This is a genomic window from Streptomyces sp. NPDC006314 (genome assembly GCF_040613075.1).
Lineage (GTDB): Bacteria > Actinomycetota > Actinomycetes > Streptomycetales > Streptomycetaceae > Streptomyces.
Map to the genome: position 1 here is coordinate 462,084 of NZ_JBEXRL010000001.1, position 26,249 is coordinate 488,332.

Below are 26,249 nucleotides of genomic sequence, written 5' to 3' on the forward strand. Positions count from 1 at the left end.
TTCGGATCTGGCATCCACCGTGCACCACACCACTGACAATCTCCCTGACCTGCACAGACACGCTTGTCGGGCTGATTGTCAGTGGCGGGACCTACCGTCGTTGGCATGACTGAGCAGGGGGTGCGCTGGACCGCGGACCAGGTGCTGTCACTGGCGCCTGACGCCGCGTCACGCAAGGCGGGAAGCAAACTCGGCACGGCCGGACCGTGGTCCGAGGCCGGAAGCGGAGAGGGGGCGGTGTGGGGGCTGTGCAAGGGCAGTGGCAGCCGGCCGTACCAGACGGTGGTGGACCTCGCCGACGCGGCCGGACCGGCGTACAGGTGCAGTTGCCCGAGCCGTAAGTTCCCGTGCAAGCACGCGCTCGGCCTGCTCCTGCTGTGGGCGGGCGACGACGGTTCGGTGCCGGCGTCGGCGCAGCCGCCGGAGTGGGCCGAGCAGTGGCTGTCCGGCAGACGCGGGCGCGCCGGGACCAGGCGGACACCGGCCGAGGGGGGGTCCGCGGCCGGGTCCGCCGATCCGGAGGCGGCGCGGCGGCGGGCGGAGCGCCGCGCCGAGCGGGTCACGGCGGGAGCCATGGAGCTGGAGCAGCGCCTGGCCGACCTGCTGCGCGGCGGCCTGGCCCCGGCCGAGCGGGCGGGGTACGGGCTGTGGGACGAGACGGCGGCCCGCATGGTCGACGCCCAGGCTCCCGGACTCGCCGCGCGGGTCAGGGAGTTGGCGGCGATCCCGGCGTCGGGCCCGGGCTGGCCGGCGCGGCTGCTGGAGGAGTGCGCGTTGCTGCACCTGCTCGACCAGGGCTGGCTGCGCCGCGACGTGCTGCCGGACGGCCTCGCGGCCACCGTCCGCTCCCGGCTCGGCCTGCCCGCCTCGGCGGACGGCCCGCCGGTGCGCGACCGCTGGCTGGTCCTCGCCCAGTACGACACGGCGGACGCGAAACTGACGACGCGCCGGATATGGCTGCACGGCGCCGAGTCGGGCCACACCCGGCTGCTCCTCTCCTACGGCGCGGCCGGCCGGGCGCCCGAGCTGGCCCTGCCGGTCGGCCTGGCCCTGGATGCGGAGCTGTCCGCCTACCCGGGCGCCGGTCGGTCCCGGGCCGCCCTGGGCGAGCGGTTCGCCCCGCCCGCACCGGCCGCGTTCCGGCCCCCGGGCGTGACCACGGCCGAGGCGGTGGCGGGGTACGGCGAGGCCCTGCGCGACGACCCCTGGCTGGATTCGGTCCCGGTGACCCTGGACCGGGTGGTACCGGTTCCGGACGGCGACCTGTGGCAGCTGGCCGACGCCGACACGGACTCGGCCCTGCCGCTGTCCCGGGCCGCCCGTTCCCGCCCCGGTCTGTGGCGCCTCGTCGCGCTTTCCGGTGGCGCCCCCGTCACGGTCTTCGGCGAGTGCGGCCACCGGGGCTTCACCCCGCTCACGGCCTGGCCGGCGGGGGCGGGCGAGGCGGTGACGCTGTGCTGACCCGGCCGCCCTCGACGGACATCGGGCCCACCCGGCACAGCGACGGGCACACCGGGCGGCCCGCGAGCCACACCGACAGCCGCATCCGGCAGCCCGCCCACCACACCGACAGCCGCACCGCGGGCCCCTCGAACACATCGGCACGCCTACCCGGCAGCCGCACCCGGCAGCTCCCGACCCACATCGGCACGCGCACCCGGCAGCCGCTCGGACACACTTCCCGGAAGGGACGGTCATGAACGCGACCCCAGCCGCGACACCTCCCACAAACCCCGCCCGGACACCCGCGACGCACCGGGTGGCCTGCTGGGAGGACCTGGTCACCCACGCCCTGCTGGGCACCGACCGGCGCCCTCTGGCGCACGGCACGTCCGACCGTACGGCGCCCGTCGCGCTGCTGGACGCGGCTGCCGTGGCGACCGTAAGGCGGCGGGCCGGGCTGCGGCCCGCGCGGGCGGCGCGGCGGCCGGAGCCGGCCCCGGAGGATCCGCGCCCGGCGCTGCCCGGCGCGGCGGCCCGCAGACTCGCGATGCTGCTGGCCGACCGTTCCGGCGGCGCGGCCGGCGGCCGGCGGGGCAGCTCCCCGGACCTCATGGAGCTGCTCCCGCAGTGGCTCGCGGCGGCCAACGCGCACGGGTACGCGGCGCCCCCGCAGGCGCTTCCGGTGCTGCTCGACGCGGCCCGGGGCCGCACGGACCTGCGCCCGGCGGCGCTGGCGTTCGCGGGCCCGCGGGCGCTGTGGCTGGCCCGGCTGAACCCGGACTGGCGGTTCGCCCTGCGCGCGGCCCCCGGCGGCGGCGCGGCGCTGCCCGACCCCGGGGACGCCGAGGCGGTGCGCCGGCTGTGGCAGGAGGGTCTGTTCGCCGAGCGGGCGGCCCTGCTGGGGGTGCTGCGCGCCCGTACGCCCGCGCTCGCGCGTGACCTCCTGGCCTCGACCTGGGCGACGGAGCGGGCGGAGGACCGGCTGATGTTCCTCGACTCGCTGCGCACGGGACTGTCCGCCGAGGACGAGCCGTTCCTGGAACAGGCGTTGGGTGACCGCAGCCGCAACGTCCGGGCGACGGCGGCCGAACTGCTGTCGGGGCTGCCGGATTCGGCACTCGCCGCCCGCATGGCCGTACGGGCCGCGGTATGTGTGGCGCTGGACCACACGGGGAGCTCGCCGGCGATCGTGGTGGAGGCGCCGCTCGAGTGCGACTCCGGCATGGAACGGGACGGTGTGGTGGCCAAACCGCCCGCGGGCAGAGGAGAACGGTCCTGGTGGCTGGGTCAGTTGGTGGAGGCGACGCCACTCGGCACGTGGCCGGGGCGGCTCGGCGGACGGACCGTGCGGGAGATCGTGGCGCTGCCGGTGGCGGACGGCTGGCAGGGCGAGTTGCACGCGGCCTGGTGCCGGGCGGCGGTACGGCAGGGGGACGCCGTCTGGTCGAGGGCGCTGCTCGGCACTCCGTCGGCGCCGGAGGCGGGCGGCCCGGGGGCGGTCTCCCTGGCGGAACGGGCGAAGCTGCTGGCCGCCCTGGAGCCGGCCGAACGCGCCGAGTGGGTGGCCGGATTCATCGCGGCCCACGGGCTGTCGGAGGCTTTCCAGCTGCTCGGCGTGTGCGCGGTGCCCTGGGCTCCCCCGCTGGGCCGGGCGGTCGTGGACGCCCTCAACATCGCGCGCGACGCGGGCAGTTATCCGTGGAGCTTCAGCGGGGTGATGGGGCTGGCGGAGCGCTGCCTGGACCCGGCGGAGACCAACCGGCTCGAGGCGCTGCTGGCGATACCCGACGAGCGGGAGGACGCGGCGCCCGGGGCCGGTGGTTACTGGGCGGAGGCCTTCCAGCGACTGGTCACCACGCTGCGGTTGCGGGCGGAGATGGCGGACGAACTCAGCGCCGCCGCGCCCGCTCGACCGCAGCAGGCGCCCGCTCAGCCGTCACACACACCCGCTCGGCCGCCGCGGGCGACCCCTCAACCGCCGGACGCGGCCGGCTGACCGGCGTTCTCCCGGACCCACTCCACGATCGACGCGGTCGTCGCCCCGGGCGTGAAGATCTCCGCGACGCCCTTCTCCTTCAGCGGCGGGATGTCCTCGTCCGGGATGATGCCGCCGCCGAAGACGAGGATGTCCTCGGCGTCGCGCTCCTTGAGCAGCTCGATGACCGCGGCGAACAGCGTGTTGTGCGCACCGGAGAGGATGGACAGGCCGATCGCGTCGGCGTCCTCCTGGATGGCGGTGTCGACGATCTGCTCCGGCGTCTGGTGGAGCCCGGTGTAGATGACCTCCATACCGGCGTCACGCAGGGCGCGCGCGATGACCTTGGCCCCGCGATCGTGGCCGTCGAGCCCCGGCTTGGCCACCACCACACGGATCGGACCGGCTGCCACACCCATCACTGCCTCCATCAAACGACCACGGAAGCGATCGCTTCCGTCCGTAACGACAAGTACCGCACTTTTGGCGCGTTCCGCCACCCGTCGCGAAGTGAACGAACGTTATCTCCAGCATCCCGCAACCGGCAGTTTTACGGAGCGCAGGGAGGGGGAAATCACATGATGGGACATGAGGGCACACGGGGGATGGAGCCGGCCCCCGCCGTGCCGACAGGAGGTCGGCCATGAAGGTCACCGGGATACTGCCACTCTTCCTCCCGCCCTGTCGCCGTCTGTGGCCCGGCGGACTGGCCGGGCTCTCCATGACGCTGCTCAAGGCGACCGCCCTGGAGGCCGCGATCCTGGCCGGCCATCTCCTGCTCTATCCGACGGGCCTCATCCAGGAACGGCGCGCCGCCGCCCTGCCCGGGGGAGACGTGGCGCCCGCCGCCGACGGCACCGTTCGGCTGCCGGTGCGGTCCGGTCCCCCGGTCGTGCTGCTGCACGGTTTCATCGACAACCGCTCGGTGTTCGTACTGCTGCGCCGCAGCCTCGCCCAGCACGGCAGGCAGCGGGTGGAGTCGCTCAACTACTCTCCGCTGACCTGTGACGTCCGCGCCGCCGCCGAGCTGCTCGGACGGCACGTCGAGGAGATCTGCGAGCGCGCCGGCACCACGCGGGTCGACATCGTGGGGCACAGCCTCGGCGGACTGATCGCCCGTTACTACGTGCAATGTCTCGGCGGGGACCTGCGAGTGCGCACGCTCGTCACCCTCGGCACCCCGCACTCCGGGACCCGGGTGGCACCGCTGGCCAACGCGCATCCGATCGTGCGCCAGATGCGGCCCGGTTCGGAGGTGATCGAGGAGCTGGCCCGGCCCGCACCCGGCTGCCGTACGCGGTTCGTCAGCTTCTGGAGCGACCTGGACTCCGTGATGGTCCCGTTGGAGACGGCCTGCCTGGAGCACCCCGATCTCGACACGCGGAACGTCCGGGTGAGCGGCATCGGGCATCTCGCCCTGCCCGTACATCCCGCCGTCGCGGTCGGGATACGCGAGGCCCTCGACACCGCACCGGCCGGGGACCGGGTCCCCGACGGTCTGACGGTGGCCTAGCGGACCGAACAGGGGCGAGCCGGAGGGAGGAGAGAGAGGGAGACAGAGGCGGGGCTCAGCCGGTTCACCGGTGACTCACTGCCACCTGACCTCGAACATTCTTCGAACACAAAGCCAAACTCGCGTCCGGCGTCCCCCGAAACACAGCCGAATGCCCGTTTCCGGCCTACACGAAACCGGCCGAAGATTGTCGCGCCCGCGTACCGCCGGGTACAGTCGCCGCACTGCTCTGGCAGCCCCTGTTGTCGAGGCGAAAGAGAAGTTGGTGAACGACCGTCACCCGCCGGGGATCATGACCACCCCGGCCCCGGCTTCCGACGCCTCCACCCCGCATTACGCGCCGTACGGCACAACGGAAGTCTCCTACGACGACCTCACCACGTACGGCGCCTACGACGCCACCGGTTTTGCGGACGATGCCACCGGCACCACGGGCTACGCCCACGACCCCCTCTTCGGCAGCCTTCCGGGCGGCGAGCAGGCCACCGGCGCGTACGACACACAGACCACCGGCGGGTACGACACCACGCAGTGGCAGACCGGCACCTGCCAGATCCCGAACCAGGACCCGTACGCGGCCCAGCACCACACCGCCTATGACTCCGGGGGGTACGACACCACCGCCTGGACGGTCCCCGCGCAGTCCACCGGGAACGCGGTGAGCGGTCAGTGGGACTCGAGCGCCTGGCTCCAGCCCGACCAGAGCACCGGCGCCGATCCCACCCAGCAGTGGGACTGGGGCACCCAGGCCTTCGACACGGACGCGTACGACGCCACGCAGTGGAACGCGGCCGACCAGGTCGGGCCGGCGGAGCCCGAGCAGGTTGCCGAAGCGTTCGACCAGCGGGCCACCGCCACGTTCGAGCAGGTCGGTGACGCGCACGCGACCGCGGCCTTCGAGCAGGTGCCGTACGAGGACACCGGCTTCGAGGGACAGCACGGCGACGAGGGTGAGTCGACCGCCACCGGTGAACTGCCCGCTGTGCACGGGCTGCTGGACGAGCAGGAAGAGGTCACCCCCGCCCCGGCGACCCGCGCGGGCTCGCGCGGCGCGGCGCGTTCCCGGCGTCGTACGCCCGCCAAACGCTCCGCGCTGCTGACCATCGCCGTGCCCTCGGCCTGTGTGATGGGGGTCGCCGGGATCGCCGCGGCCTCGGTCAGCGCCCTGGCCGACGACTCCAAGGACACCACCGCCTCCGCCTCGGACGCGCAGGCGGTGCAGCCGTCGATCGCCAACAGCAAACTGGACACCCAGCTCAAGACCCTCTCCGCCGGGGCCCATGACTTCGCCGACCGGGCGAGCCGCACCCAGGAGCGGATCGACCTCAAGACGCAGCAGGCGCTGGAGAAGAAGAAGGCCGCGGCGGAGGCCGCGCTCAAGGAGCGCCTGCGCCCCAAGTTCGCCCTGCCGGTCGCCCAGAGGGGGCTCAGCGCCTACTTCGGCCAGGCGGGCGTGAACTGGATGTCGGTGCACACCGGCATCGACTTCCCCGTCTCCTACGGCACCACGGTGATGGCCGCAACCGACGGCACCGTCACCACCAAGTGGAACAGCGCCTACGGCAACATGATGATCGTGACGGCGAAGGACGGCACGGAGACCTGGTACTGCCACCTGTCCAGCTACCGCGTGGCCTCCGGTACGACCGTCAAGGCCGGCGAGCCGATCGCCTACTCCGGCAACTCCGGCAACTCCACAGGCCCGCATCTGCACTTCGAGGTACGGCCGGCGGGCGGGGCGGCCCTGGACCCCCTGCCGTGGCTGCGCAGCCACGGACTGAACCCGGCCTGAGCCCCTGATGGGACGAGCCCCGCCATCAGGCGGGGCTCACTTCGTCTAGAGCTTCTCCACCGGCGCGTACCGCAACAACAGCCGCTTCGGCTTGGTGTCGCCGAAGTCGATCGTCGCCTCCGCGTTCACGCCCGTGCCCTTCACCGCGACGACCGTGCCGAGCCCGAACTGGTCGTGGGTGACCCGGTCCCCGACGGCCAGGGAGACCACCGGCTTCTCCGCCGTGCGCCGTGTGGCGAACCCGGACGCACCCGACGCGGAGGAGCGCGAGCGGGCCGAGGACAGCGAGGCAGCGATTCCCGCGACCGGACCGGAGGACGCCGGCGCCGCCGCACCCGTCCGCTTCCACTCCACGTGGGAGGCCGGGATCTCCTCCAGGAAGCGGGAGGGCGGGTTGTACGACGGCTGACCCCAGGCGCTGCGCATCGCCGACCGCGTCAGGTACAGCCGCTCCCGCGCGCGTGTGATGCCGACGTACGCCAGGCGCCGTTCCTCCTCCAGTTCCTTGGTCTGGCCGAGGGCGCGCATGTGCGGGAAGACGCCGTCCTCCATGCCGGTCAGGAACACCACCGGGAACTCCAGGCCCTTGGCGGTGTGCAGGGTCATCAGCGTGATGACGCCGTCGCCGTCCTCCTCGTCGGGGATCTGGTCGGAGTCGGCGACCAGGGCGACCTGTTCCAGGAATTCGGCGAGCGTCCCCCGCTCACCCTCGCCGCGCTCCTGCTCGAACTCCAGAGCCACGGCCGCGAGTTCCTGGAGGTTCTCGATACGGGTCTCGTCCTGCGGGTCGGTCGAGGCCTGCAACTCGGCCAGATAGCCGGTGCGTTCGAGCACCGCTTCCAGGACGGTCGCCGGTCCCGCGCCGGACTCGACGATCGTACGCAGTTCCTCCATCAGCGCGTTGAACCGCTTGACCGCGTTGGTGGAGCGCGCGGCCATCCCGTACGCCTCGTCGACGCGCTTGAGCGCCTGCGAGAAACTGATCTTCTCCCGCTGGGAGAGGGCGTCGATCATCGCCTCCGCACGCTCGCCGATGCCCCGCTTGGGCACATTGAGGATGCGGCGCAGCGGCACCGAGTCCTCGGGGTTGGAGAGGACACGCAGGTAGGCGAGGACGTCTCGGACCTCCTTGCGTTCGTAGAAGCGGACTCCGCCGACGACCTTGTAGGGCAGGCCGACGCGGATGAAGACCTCTTCGAAGACACGGGACTGGGCGTTGGTGCGGTAGAAGACGGCGACGTCCCCGGCCTTCGCCTCGCGCGCGTCCGTGAGACGGTCTATCTCGTCGGCGACGAACTGGGCCTCGTCGTGCTCGGTGTCGGCGACGTATCCGGTGATCCGGGCGCCGTGGCCGGCGTTGGTCCACAGGTTCTTCGGGCGGCGGGATTCGTTGCGCTCGATGACCGCGTTGGCGGCGGACAGGATGGTCTGCGTGGAGCGGTAGTTCTGCTCCAGCAGGATCGTCGTCGCGTTCGGGTAGTCCTCCTCGAACTGGAGGATGTTGCGGATCGTCGCGCCGCGGAAGGCGTAGATCGACTGGTCCGCGTCGCCCACCACGCACAGTTCGGCGGGCTGGAGGTCGTCCTCGCCGGGCGGGGTGTCGACGTCGTCGTCGGCGCGCTCGCCCGTGCCGACCAGTTCGCGGACCAGCGCGTACTGGGCGTGGTTGGTGTCCTGGTACTCGTCGACCAGGACGTGCCGGAAGCGGCGGCGGTAGTGCTCGGCGACGTCCGGGAAGGCCCGCAGCAGGTGGACCGTCGTCATGATCAGGTCGTCGAAGTCGAGCGCGTTCGCCTCGCGCAGCCGCGACTGGTACAGCGCGTAGGCCTGGGCGAGGGTCTTCTCGAAGCCGTCGGTTGCCTGGGCGGCGAAGTCCTCCTCGTCGATCAGCTCGTTCTTCAGGTTGCTGATCTTGGCGCTGAAGGACTTGGGCGGGAAGCGCTTGGGGTCGAGGTCCAGGTCGCGGCAGACCAGGGCCATCAGGCGCTTGCTGTCGGCGGCGTCGTAGATCGAGAAGGAGGAGGTGAAGCCGAGCTTCTTCGACTCGCGCCTGAGGATCCGGACGCACGCGCTGTGGAAGGTCATCACCCACATCGCGTTCGCGCGCGGGCCGACGAGCTGCTCGACGCGCTCCTTCATCTCGCCCGCGGCCTTGTTGGTGAAGGTGATCGCGAGGATCTGGCCCGGGTGTACGTTCCGCTCGGCGAGCAGGTGGGCGATGCGGTGGGTGAGCACGCGCGTCTTGCCTGAGCCGGCGCCGGCGACGATGAGCAACGGGGAGCCGGCGTGCACGACCGCGGCGCGCTGGTTCTCGTTCAGCCCCTCCAGGAGTGCCGCCGCGTCGATCGGCGGGCGGGGGGCGCCGTCGCGGTAGTAGGCGTCCCGGTCCGGCGGCACGTCGAACTTCCCGCCGAACAGATCGTCCGGAAGCGACTCCGGAACGTGATCGTCCTCGGGCGGCGGCGGGGGCTCCTCCTCGCGCCCGCGAGGGGCCTGGAGGTCCGCCAGGAAGCTGTCGTCAAAGAGGCTGCTCATCGCTCTCCGAGTCTAGGGCTCCCCACCGACAACCGATCCCCGTCCCCGGAACACGGCCCCCGCGAGCGAGCCCGCTGCCGGATGCCGCCGGGCGGCCGGCCCCCGCCTCACCGGCCCCGATTCCCCCTCACGCTGCGGAAGCGCCTGGTCACGTCCACGTGAACCCGGCCTCGGGTCACGGAAATGTATCGGACATACCGCACACCAACCTTCACAGGAGACACACGAGTTGGCTAGGTTGCCGTCAGGCCGCACGACCACTCTCCGGCGAACGTCGCCGGGCCGCGCGGCCTCCGCCGAGTCCGGCGCGCCCCGCACGGTGCCCGGAGCCGGGGACCCACCGATCCTGGGGTGAATCGGCCGACTCCCGCCCGGGACGACGCCGTAGGGCAACCCTTCCGAAGCACCCGCCCGAACCCGACAGCTAACCCGGTAGGCGGCACGTTGGAAGGAGTCGCCTCCCTTGGCGTCGCACCGCAAGCCGCGCCCCGCCGGCACCCGTGGAACGGGCCTGCGCGGCCCCGCCCTCGCCACCGCTGCCTTCACTTCCGTGGCCGTCCTGTCCCAGACGGCCGAGGCCGCCCCCGCCGACGACGGCAGGCCGAGCCTGGAGGAGATCGAGAAGAAGATCGACGAGTTCTACCGCCGGGCCGACTCCGCACCGGAGGAGGAACCGGTGGCCGGGCAGCGGGCGCATGCCGAGGATCCGCGTCAGGAGGGTGCCCGGCGCGCGAGCCGGCTCGCCAAGGCCAGGGAGGGGCGGATGCCGTTCGCGGCCGCCCCGGACACGGCCGCCTCCCTCCTCGCGGAGTACCCGCAGGACCACTTCGCGCAGAGCAGGGTGATGAACCGGCTGGCCTCGCGTGTGAAGGGCGCGGCCGAGCGGGGCAAGGCCACCAGGAGCCCGGAGACGCCGGCCGCCTCGCGCTACGACGTGAAGGCCGCGAAGGCCGCCGTCCAGCACAAGCTCGCCACCGCCCAGGAGCTGCTGTCCCGGCTCACGGCCCAGGAGGGCCAGCGGCCCGCCGCGCTCGGCCGACGGCACCTGCCCGGTCCGCGGGTGCACGGGTCCCCGGGCTCGGGGCAGGCCACCAAGGCCGAGAAGGCGATCGCCTTCGCCCGGGCCCAGATCGGCAAGCCGTACGTGAGCGGTGCCAGCGGACCCGGCTCCTACGACTGCTCCGGCCTCACCCAGGCCGCGTGGAAGGCCGCCGGCGTCACCCTCCCGCGTACCGCCCAGGACCAGGCCGCCACGGGCACCCCGGTCCCCCTCTCCGACGCGCGCGCCGGTGACCTGGTCTTCTTCCACGACGACAGCAGTCATGTCGGCCTCTGCACGGGCAACGGGATGATGATCCACGCCCCGGAGCCGGGCGGGTATGTCCGCGAGGAGTCCGTCGACCGCGGTGGCGAATCGATCATCCGCAGCGTGGTGCGGCCGGGCTGACCGTTCTCGTTCGGGCTCCACCCGCGCCGCACCGGCGTTTCTGCGCTCCACGCGCGTGTGCCCTGCCCGGCGGGATGCGCGCGGCCGCCTTGCATCGGGCGCATACCCGGCTCTCGGGTCTGCGTGCGTGGGGGGGGCGGCCTCCCGCGGCCGGGGCCGCCCTGGCGGCGAGCGGCATCCTGCCGGTGGGCCTGCGTCCGGCCGGCGACGAGACGGTCTCCCGGGTGGTGCCTGCGGGGTGAGGGCCGGCGTCGATGCGTGGCGCTGGGCCGGCTCCGTCCTGCGGATGTCCGGCGAACGGCGGCGATCGATGGCCGGGGCGGAGAGTCCGGGGGCGCTGACCACCGTCGCCGTGACGACCGCGGCGGGGCACCCGGCTCCCGACGCCGGGCCGGCAGACCTTGGCCGAGGCCCTGTCCGCGCTCGCGGCGCTGCTCTGGCCGGTGCCGTTCGTCCTCGTCGTACGGCGCTGGAAGCGGCGCATGCCGGGAGCGGGGTTCCTGTGCCGTTCCGGCCGGGCCTGGTGCTCTGCGTCCTCGCCCTGGCCCACTTCGACCCGCGGCGACTGCTGGAGGGCGCCGGAGGACCACTGGATCGCGGGCGGGGCACTCGGGGTGTCGGCGCCGGCCGGGGCGACGCTGCTCGCCGCCGGCAGCGGGCGCCTGTACCTGTGGGACGACGACGATCGCGGCGTGCTGCGCACTGTGACGGTCGCGCCGCTCGTCCTGGACCTGGCCTGGTACCCCGTGCTGCCGGCGGCCGGGCTACGACAGCGGTGGGCGACACGCCTCCACCCTGACCCGCGCCCGGTTCACGGCGGTCCCGGGCGTGGCTCGCGGTCGCCGCCGGTGCGGTGCTCGCGGCCCGCGCCGGCGACGACATCGCCCGCCCGTCAGGTCCACAGGACGGCGATGAAGATGTTCCCCGTGGTCAGCAGGCCGACCAGGCCGAAGAGCCCCTTGTCGGCCCGCTCCTCGTCACGCTTCACGTAGACGAGTCCGAGGATCACGATCAGCAGGGCCAGCTTCACGCCGATCTTGAGGGTGTTGACATGGTGATCGCCGGCCTGATCGAGGCCGACCAGGGCCACGCCGGTGACCAGCATGGTCAGGGCGCCGTGCAGCATGCCGGGGACGAACCGGGCCGTGCCCTGGCCCATCGCCTTCACCTGGGTGAGGAAACCGCCGAGCAGCGCGGCGATGCCGACGATGTGCAGGCCGACGAAGAGATGGATGAGTAGGTCCATGGAGCCGGAGCCTAACGAGGGGCATCTGCGGCTTCTGCGACCGGGCCCGCCGACCGGCGTCCCACCGGGTCCGCCCCTGAAGCCTGGGCTCTTGCATATATGCGTCCCATACCACCCCACGCCTCCCGCCAGTCCCATTTTCCAGGCTTCGGTCACCGCGCTGCGTGAAGACGACGGCTCCACCCGGGCAACGCGGTCACACACGGTCACAAGACGGTCTGTCGTAGCCAGTTCCGGACTCCGCGTTACCGAGTCGTCACAGACCGGCCTAGCGTCCTCCCCCAGGTGACCGGCTCCCCACCGCCGCCCCGGCCAGGGGCGGCAGTCGGCCACCTCCGCCGAGAAAGGCCCGGCGGTGGCCCGCTCCCCTCGTGCGGGCCTCCGCCGGGCACATCGACCGCTCGCTCGCACGAGTCCTACGAAAGGACGTGACGGTCCAGGTGGCAGCGCACCGCAAGCCCCGGCAACGCCCGCTCAGCGGCCATACGGCCCGGACGGCCGCCACGCTCGCCCTGGCGGGTGCGGCCACCGCGACGGGTTTCGACGGGACGGGACAGGCGGAGCCACAGCTGACGGTGGCGCAGGTGAGGGAGAGGGTCGAGAAGTTGCACCAGGAGGCGGAGGCCGCCACCGAGAGGTACAACGGGGCGAAGGAGAAGGCCGAAACGGCCCGGCGGCGGGTGAACGCGCTGCAGGACCAGGCCGCCCGCAAGCAGGAGAAGCTCAACTCGTCCCGGGACGCACTGGGTTCCCTCGCGGCGGCACAGTACCGCGACGGCGGCATCGACCCGGCCTGGCAGCTGGCCCTGTCCAGCGGCCCCGACCGGTACCTGGAGGGCGCCGCCATCGCGGAGCGGGCCGGCGACCGGCAGGCCGTCGCCGTGTCACGGGTGCGCGAACAGCTCCGGGAGATCGAGCGGTTGCGCGGCGCCGCACACATCGAGCTGAAGTCCCTGCGCTCACGGCAGGCGGAGCTGAAACGGCGGAAGAAGACCATCACCGGAAAGCTCGCCGAGGCCCGGCGACTGCTGGCGCGGCTCACCCCGCGGCAGCGGTCCGAGGTCACCGGTGACGGCGTCTCGGCCGCGCACGTCTCCCGGTCGGCCTCCGGCACGCGGACGGCCCCGGAGCGGACCGGGTCCACCCCGGCGCCCCACGCGCGCGCGGCGGCGGCCGTCTCCTACGCCTACGCCAAGCTCGGCAGTCCCTATGTGTGGGGTGCGACCGGCCCCAACGCCTTCGACTGCTCGGGCCTGGTCCAGGCCGCCTACCGCTCCGCCGGCATCTCCCTGCCGCGCACCACCTACGCCCAGATCAACGCGGGCCGCCGCGTCTCCCGCTCCGAACTCCAGCCCGGCGACCTGGTGTTCTTCTATTCCGGCATCAGCCACGTCGGGCTCTACGTCGGAGGCGGCCAGATGATCCACGCCCCGAATCCGTCGGCACCGGTCCGGCTGGCCCCGATCGACCAGATGCCGTTCGCCGGGGCCACCCGGGTGGCGTGAGGGCGGCCCCCCAGGGGTCAGACGAGGCGGCGGGCGGTCGCCCAGCGGGTCAACTCGTGGCGGTTGGACAGCTGGAGCTTGCGCAGGACCGCCGAGACGTGGGACTCGACCGTCTTCACGGAGATGAACAGCTGCTTGGCGATCTCCTTGTAGGCGTAGCCACGGGCGATCAGGCGCAGCACCTCGCGCTCGCGCTGGGTGAGTCGGTCCAGGTCCTCGTCCACGGGCGGAGCGTCGGTGGAGGCGAAGGCGTCGAGGACGAACCCGGCCAGCCGCGGGGAGAAGACGGCGTCGCCCTCCTGCACCCGGAAGATCGAGTCGACCAGGTCGGTGCCGGTGATGGTCTTGGTGACGTAGCCGCGGGCGCCGCCGCGGATCACCCCGATCACGTCCTCCGCCGCGTCCGACACGGAGAGCGCGAGGAAGCGCACGGGCCGCTCGGCGTCGGCCATCAACGCCGCGCAGCGGCGAAGTACTTCCACACCGCCGCCGCCCGGCAGGTGGACGTCGAGGAGGACCACCTCGGGCCGGGTCGCGGTGATGACGGTGACCGCCTGGTCGACGTCCGCGGCCTCGCCGACCACCTCGACGCCTGTCTCGGCGGTCTGGCCGATCTCGGCCTGGACGCCGGTGCGGAACATCCGGTGGTCGTCCACGAGCACCACCCGGACGTGCCGCCCGCCCGCGCCGTCGTCGGCGGGCCGGCCGGACTCGGCCGCCTCCGCCGCTGCCGCCGTGCCGTTCGCCTCGGTCGCGTCGCTCATGACGTCTTCTCCGCCCTCTCCATCTCCAGCTCGACCTCCGTGCCGCCGTCCGGCACCGCCCGCAGCCGGGCCGTGCCGCCGTTGCGTTCCATGCGGCCGATGATCGATTCTCTGACGCCCATGCGGTCGGCGGGTATCGAGTCGGGGTCGAAGCCCGGGCCGCGGTCGCGCACGGACACGAAGACCGTCCTTCCCTCGACTTCGGCATAGACCTGTACGGCACCGCCCTCGCCACCGTACTTGGCGGCGTTCACCATCGCCTCGCGCGCGGCCTGCATCTGCGCCGCGGTCTTCTCGTCCAGCGGGCAGTCGCCGACGATGACGACCTCGATGGGCACGCCGTGTTTGTCCTCCACCTCGGCGGCGTTGCGCCGCACCGCCTCCGCGACCGTGTCCGGCTCGTCGGCCTCGTCCGTGCCGGTGCCCTCCGGTTTGTACAGCCAGGTGCGCAGGTCGCGCTCCTGAGCGCGGGCGAGGCGGCGCACCTCGCCCGCGTTGTCGGCGTTGCGCTGGATCAGGGTGAGGGTGTGCAGCACGGAGTCGTGGACGTGGGCGGCGACCTCGGCGCGCTCCTGGGCGCGGATGCGCATCAGGCGTTCCTCGGACAGGTCCTGCGTCATGCGGACCAGGTACGGTCCGGCGAGCAGCGTGATGCCGACCAGGACGGCGAGCGCGGCCTGGAGGACGGCGCCCAGGTGGGCGGCCGAACCCTGGAGGACGAAGATGGCGGAGACACCGGCCGTGACGAGCAGGACCCCAGCGGCCGCGCGCAGCAGGGTGAGGGTGCGGCGCCGTCGGCCGACCTCGACCCAGCGGGCCCGGCGGGCGTTGTCCGCCTGCCGCCAGACCAGGGCGACACCGGCCGCGACGAGCACGGCGGGCAGCAGATACGCCTTGGCCGCGCTGCTCAGGTTGACGCTGCCCACGAAGACCATGGACACGATGACCATGAGGAGCAGCGCGACGATCTGTCCCCGGTCCGGCTTGCGGGCCACCAGTCTGCGGCGGCCGTCCGGCGAGGTCTCGGTGCCGACCAGCGTCGGCGGCTTCTGGTCGCCGACGCCGCCGACGCCGAGGGGGACGAAGAACCAGAAAGCCGCGTACAGCAGCGCCCCGAGTCCGTTGGCCATGAACAGGCCGACGAAGACCAGCCGCACCCAGATGACGGGCAGCCCGAGATGCCCGGCGAGGCCCCGCGCCACTCCGCCGAGCCAGCGTCCGTCGCTGCTGCGGTAGAGCTTGTGCGGCGGCCGCGGGTCGTCGAGTGGCGGGCTTGCGGCTTCCGGCATGGCAATGATGGTCACATGGCCGGCGGGGCAGGGCATCAGGGTCGGCCCCCGAGACGCCCCTGATCTTCGGCAGGGCCGGCCCGGGGAGCGCCGGACCAGTCGATCCGCTGCCGCTCGAACGCTTCCCGCCCCGTACTCAGGGACGATTTCAGGGTTCGCCCAGGGTCGGCCCGACTGCCGTCGCGGCGACCGGGCCGTCACCATGGACGCATGACGGATCACGAGCACGCCGCGACGGGTCCGGGACCCGGCACCGGCCCGCGCCCGGCCACGGGCGCCGGACCGACGGATGCCGCGCCCGCCGCGACGGAGATGACGGGGGCGGCCGGTACGGACACCCGCGCCGGCACCCCCGACCCGGGGCGGGAGCAGGAGCAGGAGCAACGGCACGACACCGCCGAGGCCCCCGCCCGGTTCCGGCGCGACCGCCGGCACAAGATGATCGCGGGCGTGTGCGCGGGTCTCGGCAGGCAGACCGACCTGGACCCGGTGATCTTCCGCATCACCCTGGCCGTGCTGTCGGCGACCGGCGGCATCGGCCTCATCTTCTACGGCTTCGCCTGGCTCCTGGTGCCGTACGGGGACGACGAGGAGAACGAGGTCCGCAAACTGCTCACCGGCCGGGTCGACGGCCAGGCGCTGGCCGCCGTGCTGTTCGCGCTGGTCGGCTGCGGAATCTTCCTGACCATGCTGGGGAACGGCGGGGTGCTGACCTTCGCCGTGGTGCTCTCCCTGCTGCTGGCGGGCGCCGGGTACTGGTCGCGCCGCCGTGGCGCCTCCGACTCCGATCCGCTCGCGGCGCAGGCCGCCGCCGACGCCCCGCCGGAGGCCCAGGCGCCGCCCGTCGTCACCTTCTACCCGTCCTGGTGGCGGGACCCCATCGTCAAGGACGGCACCCATGTCGGTGGCACGGGCTATCTGTGGGGTCCCGGCGACGCCCGTGAGCGGGACCTCGTCCCGGGCCTCGACGTCGCCGTCGCCACCCCCTGGACCCACCACGGCCGCATACGGCCGCCGCACGCCGCCGTGCCTCCTGCACCACGAGTCCCGCGCTGGATCGGTGGCCGGCTGTGCCTGCTCGCCCTGCTCGCGGGCGGCCTGGGCACCGGGCTGACCTGGGAGACGCACCCGCTGGGCACCAGCCTGCAGACCGGCCTGGCCTGCGCGCTGACGGTCCTCGGCCTGGGCGTCGCGGTCAGCGCGTTCCTGGGCCGTACGGGAGCCGGGACGGTGTTCCTGGCGATCGTCACGGCGGCACTGCTGGCGGGGGCGTCGGCTCTGCCGAAGGACATCACCACGCACTGGCGGGACACGTCCTGGAAGCCCGCCGCGACGGCACAGGTGCGGTCCACATACGAGCTCGGCACCGGCCGGGGCACGCTGGACCTGACCCTGGTGCGTCCGGCCAGGGGAGAGAAGGTCGCCACGAACGCCCATGTGGGCGCGGGACAACTGAAGGTGGTCGTGCCGGCGGACGCGACCGTGCGGATGAGCATCGACGTGGGAGTGGGCGACATCCGGTTGCCCGGGGACGACAGGAAGGACGTGGATGTGCAGCCGGGCAGGCACAAGGACGTGACGCTGGCGCCGGCCGAGGGCGGTGGGGACTCCGGCACGCTGGACCTCACGCTCGGGGTCGGTGCGGGACAGGTGGAGGTCAGCCGTGCTGCGTCATGAGTTCCAGCCCGGGAAGCTGGTCGCCGGGCTCTTCCTGACCGCCACCGGTGCCGTCTACGCCGGGGACGCGGGCGGCCTGTGGGAGACGCCGTGGTTCGTGGTCGTCCCGCTGGTCGTGGGTGGCCTGTGCCTGTCCGGCGTCACGGCCGCCCTGACCCGCCGGATACGCGGCCGGGGCGGCTCCTAGGGCGGCTACTGAACCCGGTGGGGAAGGCGGCGACGTTCACCTGACGCTCGGCGCCGCCCTCGGTGGCTGGGGGGTTCAGTAGCCGTAGCCACCGAGCTGCTGTCGGCGCCGTGCGCGCCAGGCCGCGTCCAGGGAGAGACAGGGGGCGCCGGCGAGGACCAGGGGCAGCCAGGCCATCAGGTAGGCGAGGTCGTTGCCGTAGTAGTAGGGGGCCGTCGCCCAGCTGACCGTCAGCCACAGACTGAGCGAGATCAGCGCGCCGCCGAGCGCGGCCAGCCGGCCGAGCAGACCGAGCAGGGTGCCGATACCGACGGCCAGCTCACCGAGGGCGATGGCGTAGCCGAAGCCGACGGGGCTCTTGAGAGCCAGGTCGATCAGGGCCGGGATGGCGGCGGAGTCACGTGCCGCGCGCAGGGTGTCGCCGATCGATCCGGCGCCTCCGGACTGCATGAAGGCGCTGTCCGTGAGCTTGTCCAGGCCGGCGTAGACGAAGGTGACCCCGAGGAAGATACGCAGCGGCAGCAGGGCGTAGTGGGCGGCGGTGTCCCGCAGGCCGCGGTGGCCGTCGAGCCCGGGGGTGGGTGTGTCCGTCCGAATGCCGTGGGTCATCGCTGCCTGCCGCCTCTCGCCCGCCTTGCCGTCCCCCACCCTGACCATACGTATGACGAGGTGGGTCCGCTCAATCCCGTCCAGGACGATTTTCCGGATTTCGGCCCTTGGCGCGGAGGGCTGGGCCCTTGGCGCGGACGGCGGGGGCGGATGGGGGACGGGATTCGACCCACCGGGTGGCCGAGGATCCGGCTTTCGACGCTCACGCCTCACGGTCGAGGGAGCCGTCGCCGTGCGGGCAGCGGGTGCCCATCGGGTTCGCCCGGTCGACGGGAGGAGGTGCGGATCGGTCGGTGTCACCGGCAGGAACGCGCTCGCTACCGGTTCGGCGCTCCCCCGTCTCGCCGGTCGTTCACTCCGTCACCTCGATGATGCACCGGTTGGTGGCCACCCCGGCCGCGGTCACCACCTGCACCCCCACCGAGCCGGGCTCGACATCGGCCGGTACGGGCACGGTCAGGACGGTGTCCGTCGGGTTGCGGAAGCCGCCCGCGACGGGGACGAGCGGCACGTGGACGTCGACCGCGCCGATGCGGACGACCATACGCGAGAGCCGGTCGGCACCGTGCGCACCGGGCGGGACGAAGCCGGTGCCGCGGATCTCGATGTCGTCGCCGGTGCGGATCGGCCCGTCCAGGTCGCCGGGTTCGCGGGCGCGGACCACGGAGAGGATGGCCGGGCGGCCGCCCTCGGCGTACTTGCCGGCCAGGTAGGTCGCGGCCGAGGTCAGCACGATCACGCCGAGGCCCCAGGGCAGGTCGGGCAGTTGGTCGGGACGGCGGGCGAGCCGCACGGCGGCGAACAGCAGGGCGACGGCGCTGATGGTGACGTACTGGATGTCGGCGAAGGTGCCCCGGCCGGAGTCGTCGGTGAGCAGGTCGGCGGCGCGCGGCCGGTGGGCCGGCACCTTCTGCAGCCGCTGGGCGAGGATGCGCAGGCCCACCACCCGCCGGACCAGGACGGCGATGCCGCACACCGCGCAGAGGACGGTCACCACGCCCGCGCCGCGCGCGAGGTCGAGCCCCGAGATCAGCGCGTCGCGTTCGGTGTGGCCGGAGGCGGCGACCAGCCGGGTGGCCAGCAGCAGGATCGCGTAGACGACGAACAGCACCCAGCAGGCGGCCACCGTACGGGAGGTGGACATCCGGTTGTCCTCGCCGATCACCGGCGCGAGTGCCCCGCCGCGCGCCCGGTGGAGCCGGCAGGCGGCGGTCAGCGCACCGGCGACGACCAGCGCGGCGAGCAGGGCCGCGGTGCGGGCATCGGTCCAGCCCGGGCCGATCGCGGTGAGCGCTTCGATGAGCAGCAGGACGGCGACCGCGCCCCACACCACGCACACCGTCGGCAGCCATAGCCGCGCGAGCCATGCCTCGCCCTCCGCACGGCCGCGTTCGGCGACCGCCTCCGCGCGCTGGGTCAGCTCCTCGGAGACCCACTGACGGGACGCCGAGGGCGAGTGCGCCACCGCGGCCGGCAGGCCCTGCCCGGCCGCGAAGTCGTCGCGCCGGCGCAGGAAGGCGGCGACGGCCCGCCGGTGCCCCTCCCGGGCGCCGGGCGGACCGTCCCCGCAGGTGCAGCCGCCCTCGTGGACCCGCTCGGGGCCCGTGCCCCCTCTCGCTTCCTGCACCGCCACGCCCGACGCCCGCCTTCCCCACGACCTTCCGGCACGGCGCCGACACCCGCGACGGGCGCGCCGGAGCCACGCAACTCCCCTGTGACAAAAGCGAATTGTGCCCTACCCGAGGCCCTTCGAGGGGGCGCCGGGCCGGATCACCGCGGGTGAAGCCGGGGCCACCGTGTTGACCCGGCTACGAGACTCCCCCATGGCCGGGATCATCCAGCGGGACGGGACCCGGGCCTTCGACGGCAGCACGATCCGGATCACTCCCCGGAGACGGTGTTTCCCAAGCTGCCGCCCGCGGGACCCCTGCGCCCTGGACCTGTGGGGCAGCGTGCGGCGCGACCTGCTGACCGCGCTGGTCGCGGCGGCCGTCACCGCCCGGCTGCCGCATCCCTCCACCCGCACCGGGCGGCACGTACGACGACCGGGGCCGGCGACGCGCCGTCGTACCGGCGCAGGTCCACCCCCACGACGTACTGCTGCGGCGGTTGCGGGAGCCGGGCGAGCTGCACCGGGACGGGGTGCTCACGGACGAGGAGTTCACGCTGACCAAGGAGGCCGTGCTCAATGCCTTCAGCTGAGCAGATCGGGTTCGCTGCGGCTGATGTCCTGCCACAGCGGCTGGTAGTTGATCCAGGCCACCAGGTCGCCGCCGAGCTGTTCGCGGGTGGCGACGGCCAGTTTGTGGTCGATGAGCACCGGACGACCGGCCGCACGGGCCATGAGCTGCACCTGACAGGACCGCTCCAGGGACAGGAACCACCAGGCGGCCGCGTCCACGGAGTCACCGACGGTCAGCAGCCCGTGGTTGCGCAGCACGAGCGCCTTGCGGGAGCCGAGGGCGTTCGCGATCCGGCGGCCCTCGCCTGCGTCGACGGTGACGCCGGTGTAGGCGTCGTAGAGCGCCACGTCCTCGTAGAAGGCGCAGCTCTCCTGGGTGATGGGGTCGATCAGCTCGCCGAGCGCCGCGAGGGCGCGGCCGTGCACGGTGTGGCAGTGGGCGACGGCGACGACGTCCGGGCGGGCTGCGTGGACCTGGGCGTGCACGGTGAACGCGGCCTGGTTGACGTGGTAGCGGCCCTCGACGACCTGCCCGTCCTGGTTGGCCAGGACGAGGTCGCTGACGGTGATGTGCCGGAACGGCATCCCGAACGGGTTGACCCAGAAGCAGTCGGTGAATTCGGGATCGCGGACGGTGATGTTCCCGGACACCCCGTCCTCGAAGCCGCTGCGCCCGAAGACCCGCAGGGCGCCGGCGAGCCGCTCCTTGCGGTGTCGGCGTTCGTCCTCGACCGAGTCGTGCATCGGCGGCATGGCGAACTGCAGCTGGCCGGTGGGCAGCGGCAGGGGCGGGGTGGGCCCGTGCATAGGTCCTCCAGCGTGGTGATTGCGGTACGGGCCGGAAGTTACCGCCGGCCGGCGGAAAACGGCAGAGCACAAGGGCGGAGCCGTTGGTGAAGATGCCCCGGCCCAGCGGATACACGACAGAGGCTGTCTGGATTACCGGCGAGACTGGCGTGCATGAACTGGGCAGCTTTCACCACCGCCGCACCCGAACTGGCGACGCTCGCCGAGGAGCGTTTCGGCGCCTACCGGCACCACGTCCTCGCGACCCTGCGCAAGGACGGCTCCCCGCGCACGACCGGCCTGGAGGTCCGCTTCCTCGGCGGAGAGCTGTGGCTCGGCATGATGCCGGACTCCCTCAAGGCCCACGATCTGCTCCGCGACCCGCGTTTCGCGCTCCAGGCCAATCCGGGCGCGGACATGGGCCGTGGGGATGTCCGGATCAGCGGACGGGCGTGCGAGGTCGTCGATACGGCCGTGAAGGGGGCGTACGTCGAAGAGGTGGAACCGCCGCAGCCGTTCCACCTCTTCCGCACCGAGCTGACGGAGGTCGTGCGGACCTACGTCGAGGACGAGAAGTACCTGGTCGTCCAGGTCTGGAAACCCGGGGAGCCGGTGCGTACCCTCCGCCGGACCTGAGCCCCGGAAGGGCTCACTCCCACTCGATGGTGCCCGGCGGCTTCGACGTCACGTCGAGCACGACCCGGTTGACGTCCCGGACCTCGTTGGTGATCCGGGTCGAGATCTTCGCGAGGACGTCGTACGGCAGCCGCGACCAGTCGGCGGTCATGGCGTCCTCCGAGGAGACCGGGCGCAGGACGATCGGGTGGCCGTAGGTGCGGCCGTCACCCTGGACGCCGACCGAGCGGACGTCCGCGAGCAGGACCACCGGGCACTGCCAGATGTCGCGGTCCAGGCCGGCCGCGCTCAGCTCCTCGCGGGCGATGGCGTCGGCGTCGCGCAGCAGGTCCAGGCGCTCCTTGGTGACCTCGCCGACGATGCGGATACCGAGGCCCGGGCCCGGGAACGGCTGACGCTGGACGATCTCCTCCGGCAGGCCCAGCTCCTGGCCGACCATGCGTACCTCGTCCTTGAACAGCTTGCGCAGCGGCTCGATCAGCTTGAACTCGAGGTCCTCGGGCAGGCCGCCGACGTTGTGATGCGACTTGATGTTGGCGGTGCCGGCGCCGCCGCCGGACTCGACGACGTCCGGGTACAGGGTGCCCTGCACCAGGAACTCCACCGCCGGACCCTCGTCGGCGATGATCTCGGCCTGCGCCTGCTCGAAGACGCGGATGAACTCACGGCCGATGATCTTGCGCTTCTCCTCGGGGTCGGAGACGCCCTTGAGGGCGGTGAGGAAGCGCTCCTCGGCGTCGACCACCTTCAGCTGTACGCCGGTGGCCGCGACGAAGTCCTTCTCGACCTGCTCGGTCTCGCCCTTGCGCATCAGGCCGTGGTCCACGTAGACGCAGGTCAGCTGGGAGCCGATGGCCTTCTGGACGAGGGCGGCCGCGACGGCGGAGTCGACACCGCCGGACAGACCGCAGATCGCGCGCTTGTCACCGACCAGCTCGCGGATCGCGGCGACCTGCTCCTCGATCACGTTGCCGGTGGTCCAGTTCGGCTGCAGGCCGGCACCGCGGTACAGGAAGTGCTCCAGCACCTGCTGGCCGTGCGTGGAGTGCATGACCTCGGGGTGGTACTGGACGCCGTAGAGCTTCTTCGCGTCGTTCTCGAACGCGGCGACCGGGACCACGTCGGTGGACGCGGTGACCGAGAAGCCCTCGGGAGCGGCGGAGCAGGCGTCGCCGTGCGACATCCACACGTGCTGCTCGTCCGGGGTGCCCTCGAAGAGGGTGGAGGAGTTCCTGGAGACGTGCAGGTCGGTACGGCCGTACTCGCGGGCGCCGGTGTTGTCGACGGTGCCGCCGAGGGTCTGCGCCATCAGCTGGAAGCCGTAGCACATGCCGAAGACGGGGACGCCGGACTCGAAGATCTCGCGGTCGAGGGTGGGGGCGCCCTCCTCGTACACGGACGAGGGGCCTCCGGAGAGGATGATCGCCGCGGGGTTCTTGGCGAGCATCTCCTGGACCGGCATGGTGCTCGGCACGATCTCGCTGTAGACCCGCGCCTCGCGGACGCGACGGGCGATGAGCTGGGCGTACTGCGCGCCGAAGTCGACGACCAGGACGGTGTCGGGGGCGGCGGCAGACTGAGTCGCTGATGACACGGGGTGCCTTCCGGCGGTTTGGGCGGGGGTCTGTGTCATCGATTCTAACGGGGGTGGCGGTGGGACGGCTCCCGTCACCGGTGGCTCCGCCCCCACCCCCGGCCGCGCCCCCGCCACCGGACTCGGTATGACGGAAAGCGGGACGGCCCGGCCCGGTGGGGCGGAGACGTGCCGTGGCATACTGACCCCGTGCTCACGCAGACGACTCGCTTCTTTACCTATGGCATCCGGCCCGCCGGCTGCCATGGTCGTGCTGCTTGAGCGAAACGCCAAGCGACTTCCCAGGCGCCCCGGGCCGACAAGGCCCGGGGCGCCTGTCGTTTTCCGGGTTCTGTCGTTCCAGGGCATCCAGTCCACCTTCCCGATCGAGGAGCCCCGACGTGACCACCACCACCCCGGAAGCGACCATCACCGACGCCCGGGAGCGCATCGACGCGCTCGACGACCGGATCATCGGCCTCATCCAGGAACGGATGGCCGTCTCCGCCGTCGTCCAGCAGACCCGGATCGCCTCCGGCGGCCGGCGGGTGAACCTGTCCCGCGAGATGGAGATCCTCGGCCGCTACCGTGACGCCCTCGGCAGGCCCGGCACCTCCCTCGCCATGACCCTGCTGGAGCTGTGCCGGGGTCGCATCTGAGTTCGGTCCCGCTCTCACCCGTACGGCGCGTGACCGGCTCACGTACCGCTTCGTTGAGGGAGGTGTCCGCGCCAGCCAGGGGCGGGCCCGGAAGAACCACGCGTGGCTTGCTGGAGCGATGAGGCGCACGGGTCGTGCCGTACGCCGTGGGACCTCGCTCCAGGGAAGTGACCGGACGGCAGGGGACAGCAGCCCGGTCACCCAGGAGAACGGTCGGCTCCGGGGACGCCCGGGGCCGGCCGGCGGAAAAACGCACATGTGCACCAGTGCCAGGTGACACCGCTACGGATGACCCGTTCATCCAGCACGACGCGCACCGGTCCCACGTCCCGGCGCGACCGGCATGGGGTGCACCGGCCGACCGCCAGAGGCCGGACCATCCGCCACGAGGCACAAGAGAAGGGCCCCGCGACGTCTCCGTCCCGCGGGGCCCTTCGCCATGCCGGCCGTGATGTGACCCAGCCCACACGAAGAACCGGTGCGGCCGGGGCAACCCTTCGAGCTCTTCGCTGATCAAACCTGCCGAATCAAGAAAAGCGGTGAGAGGGACCTGCCTTCGGAGGGGGATGCAGGTCCCTCTGTGCCTTCTTCGGCGGGCTACTTCTTCGGCGGCACCGCCGGCATCCCGAGGAACGGCAGCCGCAGCGCTCCGAACGCCTCCACCGGAACCACGGGGGTCCGCGGTTCCACCGGCTTCAGCCGCTCGTACGCCGCGCCCGGCGCCGGGCGCGGGTCCTCCTCGCCCTTGTTCGGCCAGAAGGACATCGCCCGCTCGGCCTGCGCGGTGATCGTCAGCGAGGGGTTCACGCCCAGGTTCGCCGAGACCGCCGCGCCGTCCACCACCGAGATGCCGGGGTGGCCGTACAGCCGGTGGTACGGGTCGATCACGCCGGTCTCCGGGGAGCCACCGATCGGGCATCCGCCGAGGAAGTGCGCGGTGAGGGGGGTCCCCATCAGCTCGCCGAGGTTGCTGCCGGCGAAGCCGTTGATCTCGGCGGCGAGCGCGGAGGCGGCCTCCGTGCCGGCCTTGATCTGCTTGGGATTGGGGGAACCGTGTCCCTGCCGCGCGGTCAGCAGGCCCTTGCCGAGGCCGCCGGGCTTCAGGTACGTCGTCAGGGAGTTGTCCAGCGACTGCATCACCAGGGCGATGATGGTCCGCTCCGACCAGCGCCGGTTGGAGAGGGAGCGGGCGACCAGCAGGGGGTGCCGGGCCGCGTTCGCCAGCCAGGCCAGCACCCGGGAGGAGCCCTCGGCGTACGGCACCTGGAGGGTCGACAGGCCACCCATGGAGTTGGAGCCCTTGCCGTAGCGGACGGGCTCGATGTGGGTGTTCTCGTCGGGGTGGATCGAGGACGTGATGGCGACGCCCCGCGTGAAGTCGGCCTTCGGCTCGCCGGTCGCCTTGCGGTAGCGGCGGTCGTCGGTCTGCGCGCCGACCAGCGCCTCGGAGTTGGTGCGGGTCAGATCGCCCAGCCGGTTCGACAGGTACGGCAGCTGGCGGCCCGCCTTCATGCGGTGCAGCAGGGTCTGGGTGCCGTAGGTGCCGGCCGCGAGGACGACCTTGCGCGCGGTGAGGATCCGGCCCTTGCCCGTCTTCCTCCGGTCCGTCGGCAGGGTCGCCACCGCGTACCCGCCGCGCGAGTCGTCCGTGACGGACACGACCGTCGTCATGGGGTGGACCACCGCGCCCGCCTTCTCGGCGAGGTACAGGTAGTTCTCGTTGAGGGTGTTCTTCGCGCCGTGCCGGCATCCGGTCATGCACTCGCCGCATTCGGTGCACGCGTTCCGCGCGGGACCCGCACCGCCGAAGTACGGGTCCGCGACCTGCTCACCCGGCTTCGCCTTCGCCGACCCGTCGGCGTCCTTGCCGTCGCCGAAGAACACGCCGACCGGCGCGAGGTGGAAGGTGTCGCCGACGCCCATCCGCTGTGCCGCCGCCTTCAGGTGCACGTCGGAGGGGGTCATGGTCGGGTTGAGCCGTACGCCGAGCATGCGCTGGGCCTGGTCGTAGTACGGCTTCAGCTCCTCCTGCCAGTCGGTGATGTCCTTCCACTGCGGGTCCTCGAAGAAGGCCTTCGGCGGTACGTAGAGGGTGTTGGCGTAGTTGAGCGAACCGCCGCCGACGCCCGCGCCGGCCAGCACCATCACATTGCCCAGCAGATGGATGCGCTGGATGCCGAACATGCCGAGCCGGGGGGCCCAGAGATAGTTCTTCAGGTCCCACGAGTTCTTCGGGAGGCCGGCGCGCGTGAAGCGGCGGCCGGCCTCGAGTACGCCGACCTTGTATCCTTTTTCGGTGAGGCGGAGGGCGGACACCGAGCCGCCGAACCCCGATCCGACGACGATGACGTCGTAGTCGTACCCGTCCTCGTCCCGGGTCTGGACGGACTTCTCCTGCGACACGTGCTCTCCTCGTTGAGAACGGGGCTGG

Annotated in this window: 20 protein-coding genes, 1 pseudogene and 1 riboswitch; of the genes and pseudogenes, 11 read left to right on the forward strand and 10 right to left on the reverse strand. The window is 72.4% G+C overall.

Annotated elements, in window-relative coordinates; all coding sequences use genetic code 11:
- The first annotated feature begins 105 nt into the window (after nt 1-105).
- A complete protein-coding gene (locus tag ABZ079_RS02085) occupies nt 106-1,461 on the forward strand; it encodes an SWIM zinc finger family protein (protein ID WP_356937438.1) in 1,356 nt (451 codons plus the stop codon).
- Nucleotides 1,462-1,696: 235 nt separating this feature from the next.
- Nucleotides 1,697-3,439: a DUF5691 domain-containing protein gene (locus ABZ079_RS02090; protein WP_356937439.1), complete on the forward strand. Its 1,743-nt coding sequence runs from the start codon at nt 1,697-1,699 to the stop codon at nt 3,437-3,439.
- Here the strand turns inward: ABZ079_RS02090 and ABZ079_RS02095 are convergent.
- Nucleotides 3,415-3,837, reverse strand: a complete 423-nt coding sequence (locus ABZ079_RS02095; RefSeq protein ID WP_356937440.1) for a cobalamin B12-binding domain-containing protein — start codon at nt 3,835-3,837, stop codon at nt 3,415-3,417. The two genes, ABZ079_RS02090 and ABZ079_RS02095, sit on opposite strands and share 25 nt — an antisense overlap.
- Nucleotides 3,838-4,061: 224 nt before the next feature.
- On the opposite strand from ABZ079_RS02095, the gene ABZ079_RS02100 reads away from it, so the two are divergent.
- Both ABZ079_RS02100 and ABZ079_RS02105 read left to right on the forward strand, forming a co-directional pair.
- Nucleotides 4,062-4,931 (forward strand): alpha/beta fold hydrolase, encoded by an 870-nt coding sequence (locus ABZ079_RS02100; protein ID WP_356937441.1) that lies wholly within the window; start codon nt 4,062-4,064, stop codon nt 4,929-4,931.
- Between the two features lie 265 nt (nt 4,932-5,196).
- Entirely contained in the window at nt 5,197-6,723 is a 1,527-nt protein-coding gene (locus ABZ079_RS02105) for a M23 family metallopeptidase (protein ID WP_356937442.1), read from the forward strand.
- Between the two features lie 45 nt (nt 6,724-6,768).
- Here ABZ079_RS02105 and pcrA read toward each other — a convergent pair whose 3' ends face one another.
- A complete protein-coding gene (gene pcrA / locus ABZ079_RS02110) occupies nt 6,769-9,258 on the reverse strand; it encodes a DNA helicase PcrA (protein WP_356937443.1) in 2,490 nt (829 codons plus the stop codon).
- 284 nt (nt 9,259-9,542) lie between these two features.
- Nucleotides 9,543-9,714: riboswitch (cyclic di-AMP (ydaO/yuaA leader) on the forward strand.
- Between the two features lie 7 nt (nt 9,715-9,721).
- On the opposite strand from pcrA, the gene ABZ079_RS02115 reads away from it, so the two are divergent.
- Complete coding sequence (locus ABZ079_RS02115) at nt 9,722-10,705, forward strand: C40 family peptidase (protein ID WP_356937444.1); 984 nt, start codon at nt 9,722-9,724, stop codon at nt 10,703-10,705.
- A gap of 892 nt (nt 10,706-11,597) precedes the next feature.
- Here the strand turns inward: ABZ079_RS02115 and ABZ079_RS02120 are convergent.
- Complete coding sequence (locus tag ABZ079_RS02120) at nt 11,598-11,951, reverse strand: hypothetical protein (RefSeq protein WP_356937445.1); 354 nt, start codon at nt 11,949-11,951, stop codon at nt 11,598-11,600.
- Between the two features lie 440 nt (nt 11,952-12,391).
- Between ABZ079_RS02120 and ABZ079_RS02125 the strand changes: the two genes are divergently transcribed.
- The gene (locus ABZ079_RS02125; protein WP_356937652.1) at nt 12,392-13,456 is read left to right on the forward strand and encodes an NlpC/P60 family protein; all 1,065 of its coding nucleotides are present in this window, start codon (nt 12,392-12,394) and stop codon (nt 13,454-13,456) included.
- Nucleotides 13,457-13,473: 17 nt separating this feature from the next.
- Here the strand turns inward: ABZ079_RS02125 and ABZ079_RS02130 are convergent, their stop codons facing one another.
- Nucleotides 13,474-14,220, reverse strand: a complete 747-nt coding sequence (locus ABZ079_RS02130) for a response regulator transcription factor (RefSeq protein WP_356937446.1) — start codon at nt 14,218-14,220, stop codon at nt 13,474-13,476.
- Nucleotides 14,217-15,509, reverse strand: coding sequence for a PspC domain-containing protein (locus ABZ079_RS02135; RefSeq protein WP_356937447.1), 1,293 nt, complete (start codon nt 15,507-15,509; stop codon nt 14,217-14,219). The genes ABZ079_RS02130 and ABZ079_RS02135 overlap by 4 nt, the downstream gene beginning before the upstream one ends.
- 210 nt (nt 15,510-15,719) lie before the next feature.
- Here ABZ079_RS02135 and ABZ079_RS02140 point away from each other — a divergent pair, with 210 nt between their 5' ends.
- Complete coding sequence (locus tag ABZ079_RS02140) at nt 15,720-17,186, forward strand: PspC domain-containing protein (RefSeq protein ID WP_356937448.1); 1,467 nt, start codon at nt 15,720-15,722, stop codon at nt 17,184-17,186.
- The gene (locus tag ABZ079_RS02145; protein WP_356937449.1) at nt 17,173-17,373 is read left to right on the forward strand and encodes a hypothetical protein; all 201 of its coding nucleotides are present in this window, start codon (nt 17,173-17,175) and stop codon (nt 17,371-17,373) included. Before ABZ079_RS02140 ends, ABZ079_RS02145 begins: the two co-directional genes overlap by 14 nt.
- Before the next feature lie 75 nt (nt 17,374-17,448).
- On the opposite strand, the gene ABZ079_RS02150 is transcribed toward ABZ079_RS02145, so the two are convergent.
- Together ABZ079_RS02150 and ABZ079_RS02155 are read right to left on the reverse strand one after the other, a co-directional pair.
- On the reverse strand, nt 17,449-17,982 hold the full coding sequence (locus tag ABZ079_RS02150) for a DoxX family membrane protein (protein WP_356937450.1): 534 nt from the start codon (nt 17,980-17,982) through the stop codon (nt 17,449-17,451).
- 352 nt (nt 17,983-18,334) lie between these two features.
- Nucleotides 18,335-19,615, reverse strand: a complete 1,281-nt coding sequence (locus ABZ079_RS02155) for a hypothetical protein (RefSeq protein ID WP_356937451.1) — start codon at nt 19,613-19,615, stop codon at nt 18,335-18,337.
- A 283-nt stretch (nt 19,616-19,898) separates the two neighbouring features.
- On the opposite strand from ABZ079_RS02155, the pseudogene ABZ079_RS02160 reads away from it, so the two are divergent.
- A pseudogene (locus ABZ079_RS02160) lies at nt 19,899-20,184 on the forward strand (Tat pathway signal sequence domain protein); the annotation flags it as partial.
- On the opposite strand, the gene ABZ079_RS02165 reads toward ABZ079_RS02160, so the two are convergent.
- Nucleotides 20,177-20,971, reverse strand: a complete 795-nt coding sequence (locus ABZ079_RS02165; RefSeq protein ID WP_356937453.1) for a class II aldolase/adducin family protein — start codon at nt 20,969-20,971, stop codon at nt 20,177-20,179. The pseudogene ABZ079_RS02160 and the gene ABZ079_RS02165 sit on opposite strands and share 8 nt — an antisense overlap.
- A 153-nt stretch (nt 20,972-21,124) precedes the next feature.
- Here ABZ079_RS02165 and ABZ079_RS02170 point away from each other — a divergent pair, with 153 nt between their 5' ends.
- Complete coding sequence (locus ABZ079_RS02170; RefSeq protein WP_356937454.1) at nt 21,125-21,586, forward strand: pyridoxamine 5'-phosphate oxidase family protein; 462 nt, start codon at nt 21,125-21,127, stop codon at nt 21,584-21,586.
- A 13-nt stretch (nt 21,587-21,599) separates the two neighbouring features.
- Here the strand turns inward: ABZ079_RS02170 and guaA are convergent, their stop codons facing one another.
- Nucleotides 21,600-23,180, reverse strand: a complete 1,581-nt coding sequence (gene guaA / locus ABZ079_RS02175; RefSeq protein ID WP_356937455.1) for a glutamine-hydrolyzing GMP synthase — start codon at nt 23,178-23,180, stop codon at nt 21,600-21,602.
- 380 nt (nt 23,181-23,560) lie between these two features.
- Between guaA and ABZ079_RS02180 the strand changes: the two genes are divergently transcribed.
- Nucleotides 23,561-23,818: a chorismate mutase gene (locus ABZ079_RS02180; RefSeq protein WP_356937456.1), complete on the forward strand. Its 258-nt coding sequence runs from the start codon at nt 23,561-23,563 to the stop codon at nt 23,816-23,818.
- Between the two features lie 597 nt (nt 23,819-24,415).
- Here the strand turns inward: ABZ079_RS02180 and ABZ079_RS02185 are convergent.
- Nucleotides 24,416-26,221, reverse strand: a complete 1,806-nt coding sequence (locus ABZ079_RS02185; protein WP_356937457.1) for a GMC family oxidoreductase — start codon at nt 26,219-26,221, stop codon at nt 24,416-24,418.
- Nucleotides 26,222-26,249: the final 28 nt, after the last annotated feature.

Excerpts from the sequence above, each read along its gene's own strand:
- ABZ079_RS02120 (WP_356937445.1), bottom strand. The coding sequence starts at position 11,951 with ATGGACCTACTCATCCATCTCTTCGTCGGCCTGCACATCGTCGGCATC.
- ABZ079_RS02140 (WP_356937448.1), top strand. The coding sequence starts at position 15,720 with ATGACGGATCACGAGCACGCCGCGACGGGTCCGGGACCCGGCACCGGC.
- ABZ079_RS02100 (WP_356937441.1), top strand. The coding sequence starts at position 4,062 with ATGAAGGTCACCGGGATACTGCCACTCTTCCTCCCGCCCTGTCGCCGT.
- ABZ079_RS02170 (WP_356937454.1), top strand. The coding sequence starts at position 21,125 with ATGAACTGGGCAGCTTTCACCACCGCCGCACCCGAACTGGCGACGCTC.
- ABZ079_RS02165 (WP_356937453.1), bottom strand. The coding sequence starts at position 20,971 with ATGCACGGGCCCACCCCGCCCCTGCCGCTGCCCACCGGCCAGCTGCAG.
- ABZ079_RS02130 (WP_356937446.1), bottom strand. The coding sequence starts at position 14,220 with ATGAGCGACGCGACCGAGGCGAACGGCACGGCGGCAGCGGCGGAGGCG.
- ABZ079_RS02085 (WP_356937438.1), top strand. The coding sequence starts at position 106 with ATGACTGAGCAGGGGGTGCGCTGGACCGCGGACCAGGTGCTGTCACTG.
- pcrA (WP_356937443.1), bottom strand. The coding sequence starts at position 9,258 with ATGAGCAGCCTCTTTGACGACAGCTTCCTGGCGGACCTCCAGGCCCCT.
- ABZ079_RS02135 (WP_356937447.1), bottom strand. The coding sequence starts at position 15,509 with ATGCCGGAAGCCGCAAGCCCGCCACTCGACGACCCGCGGCCGCCGCAC.
- ABZ079_RS02150 (WP_356937450.1), bottom strand. The coding sequence starts at position 17,982 with ATGACCCACGGCATTCGGACGGACACACCCACCCCCGGGCTCGACGGC.
- ABZ079_RS02090 (WP_356937439.1), top strand. The coding sequence starts at position 1,697 with ATGAACGCGACCCCAGCCGCGACACCTCCCACAAACCCCGCCCGGACA.
- ABZ079_RS02095 (WP_356937440.1), bottom strand. The coding sequence starts at position 3,837 with ATGGGTGTGGCAGCCGGTCCGATCCGTGTGGTGGTGGCCAAGCCGGGG.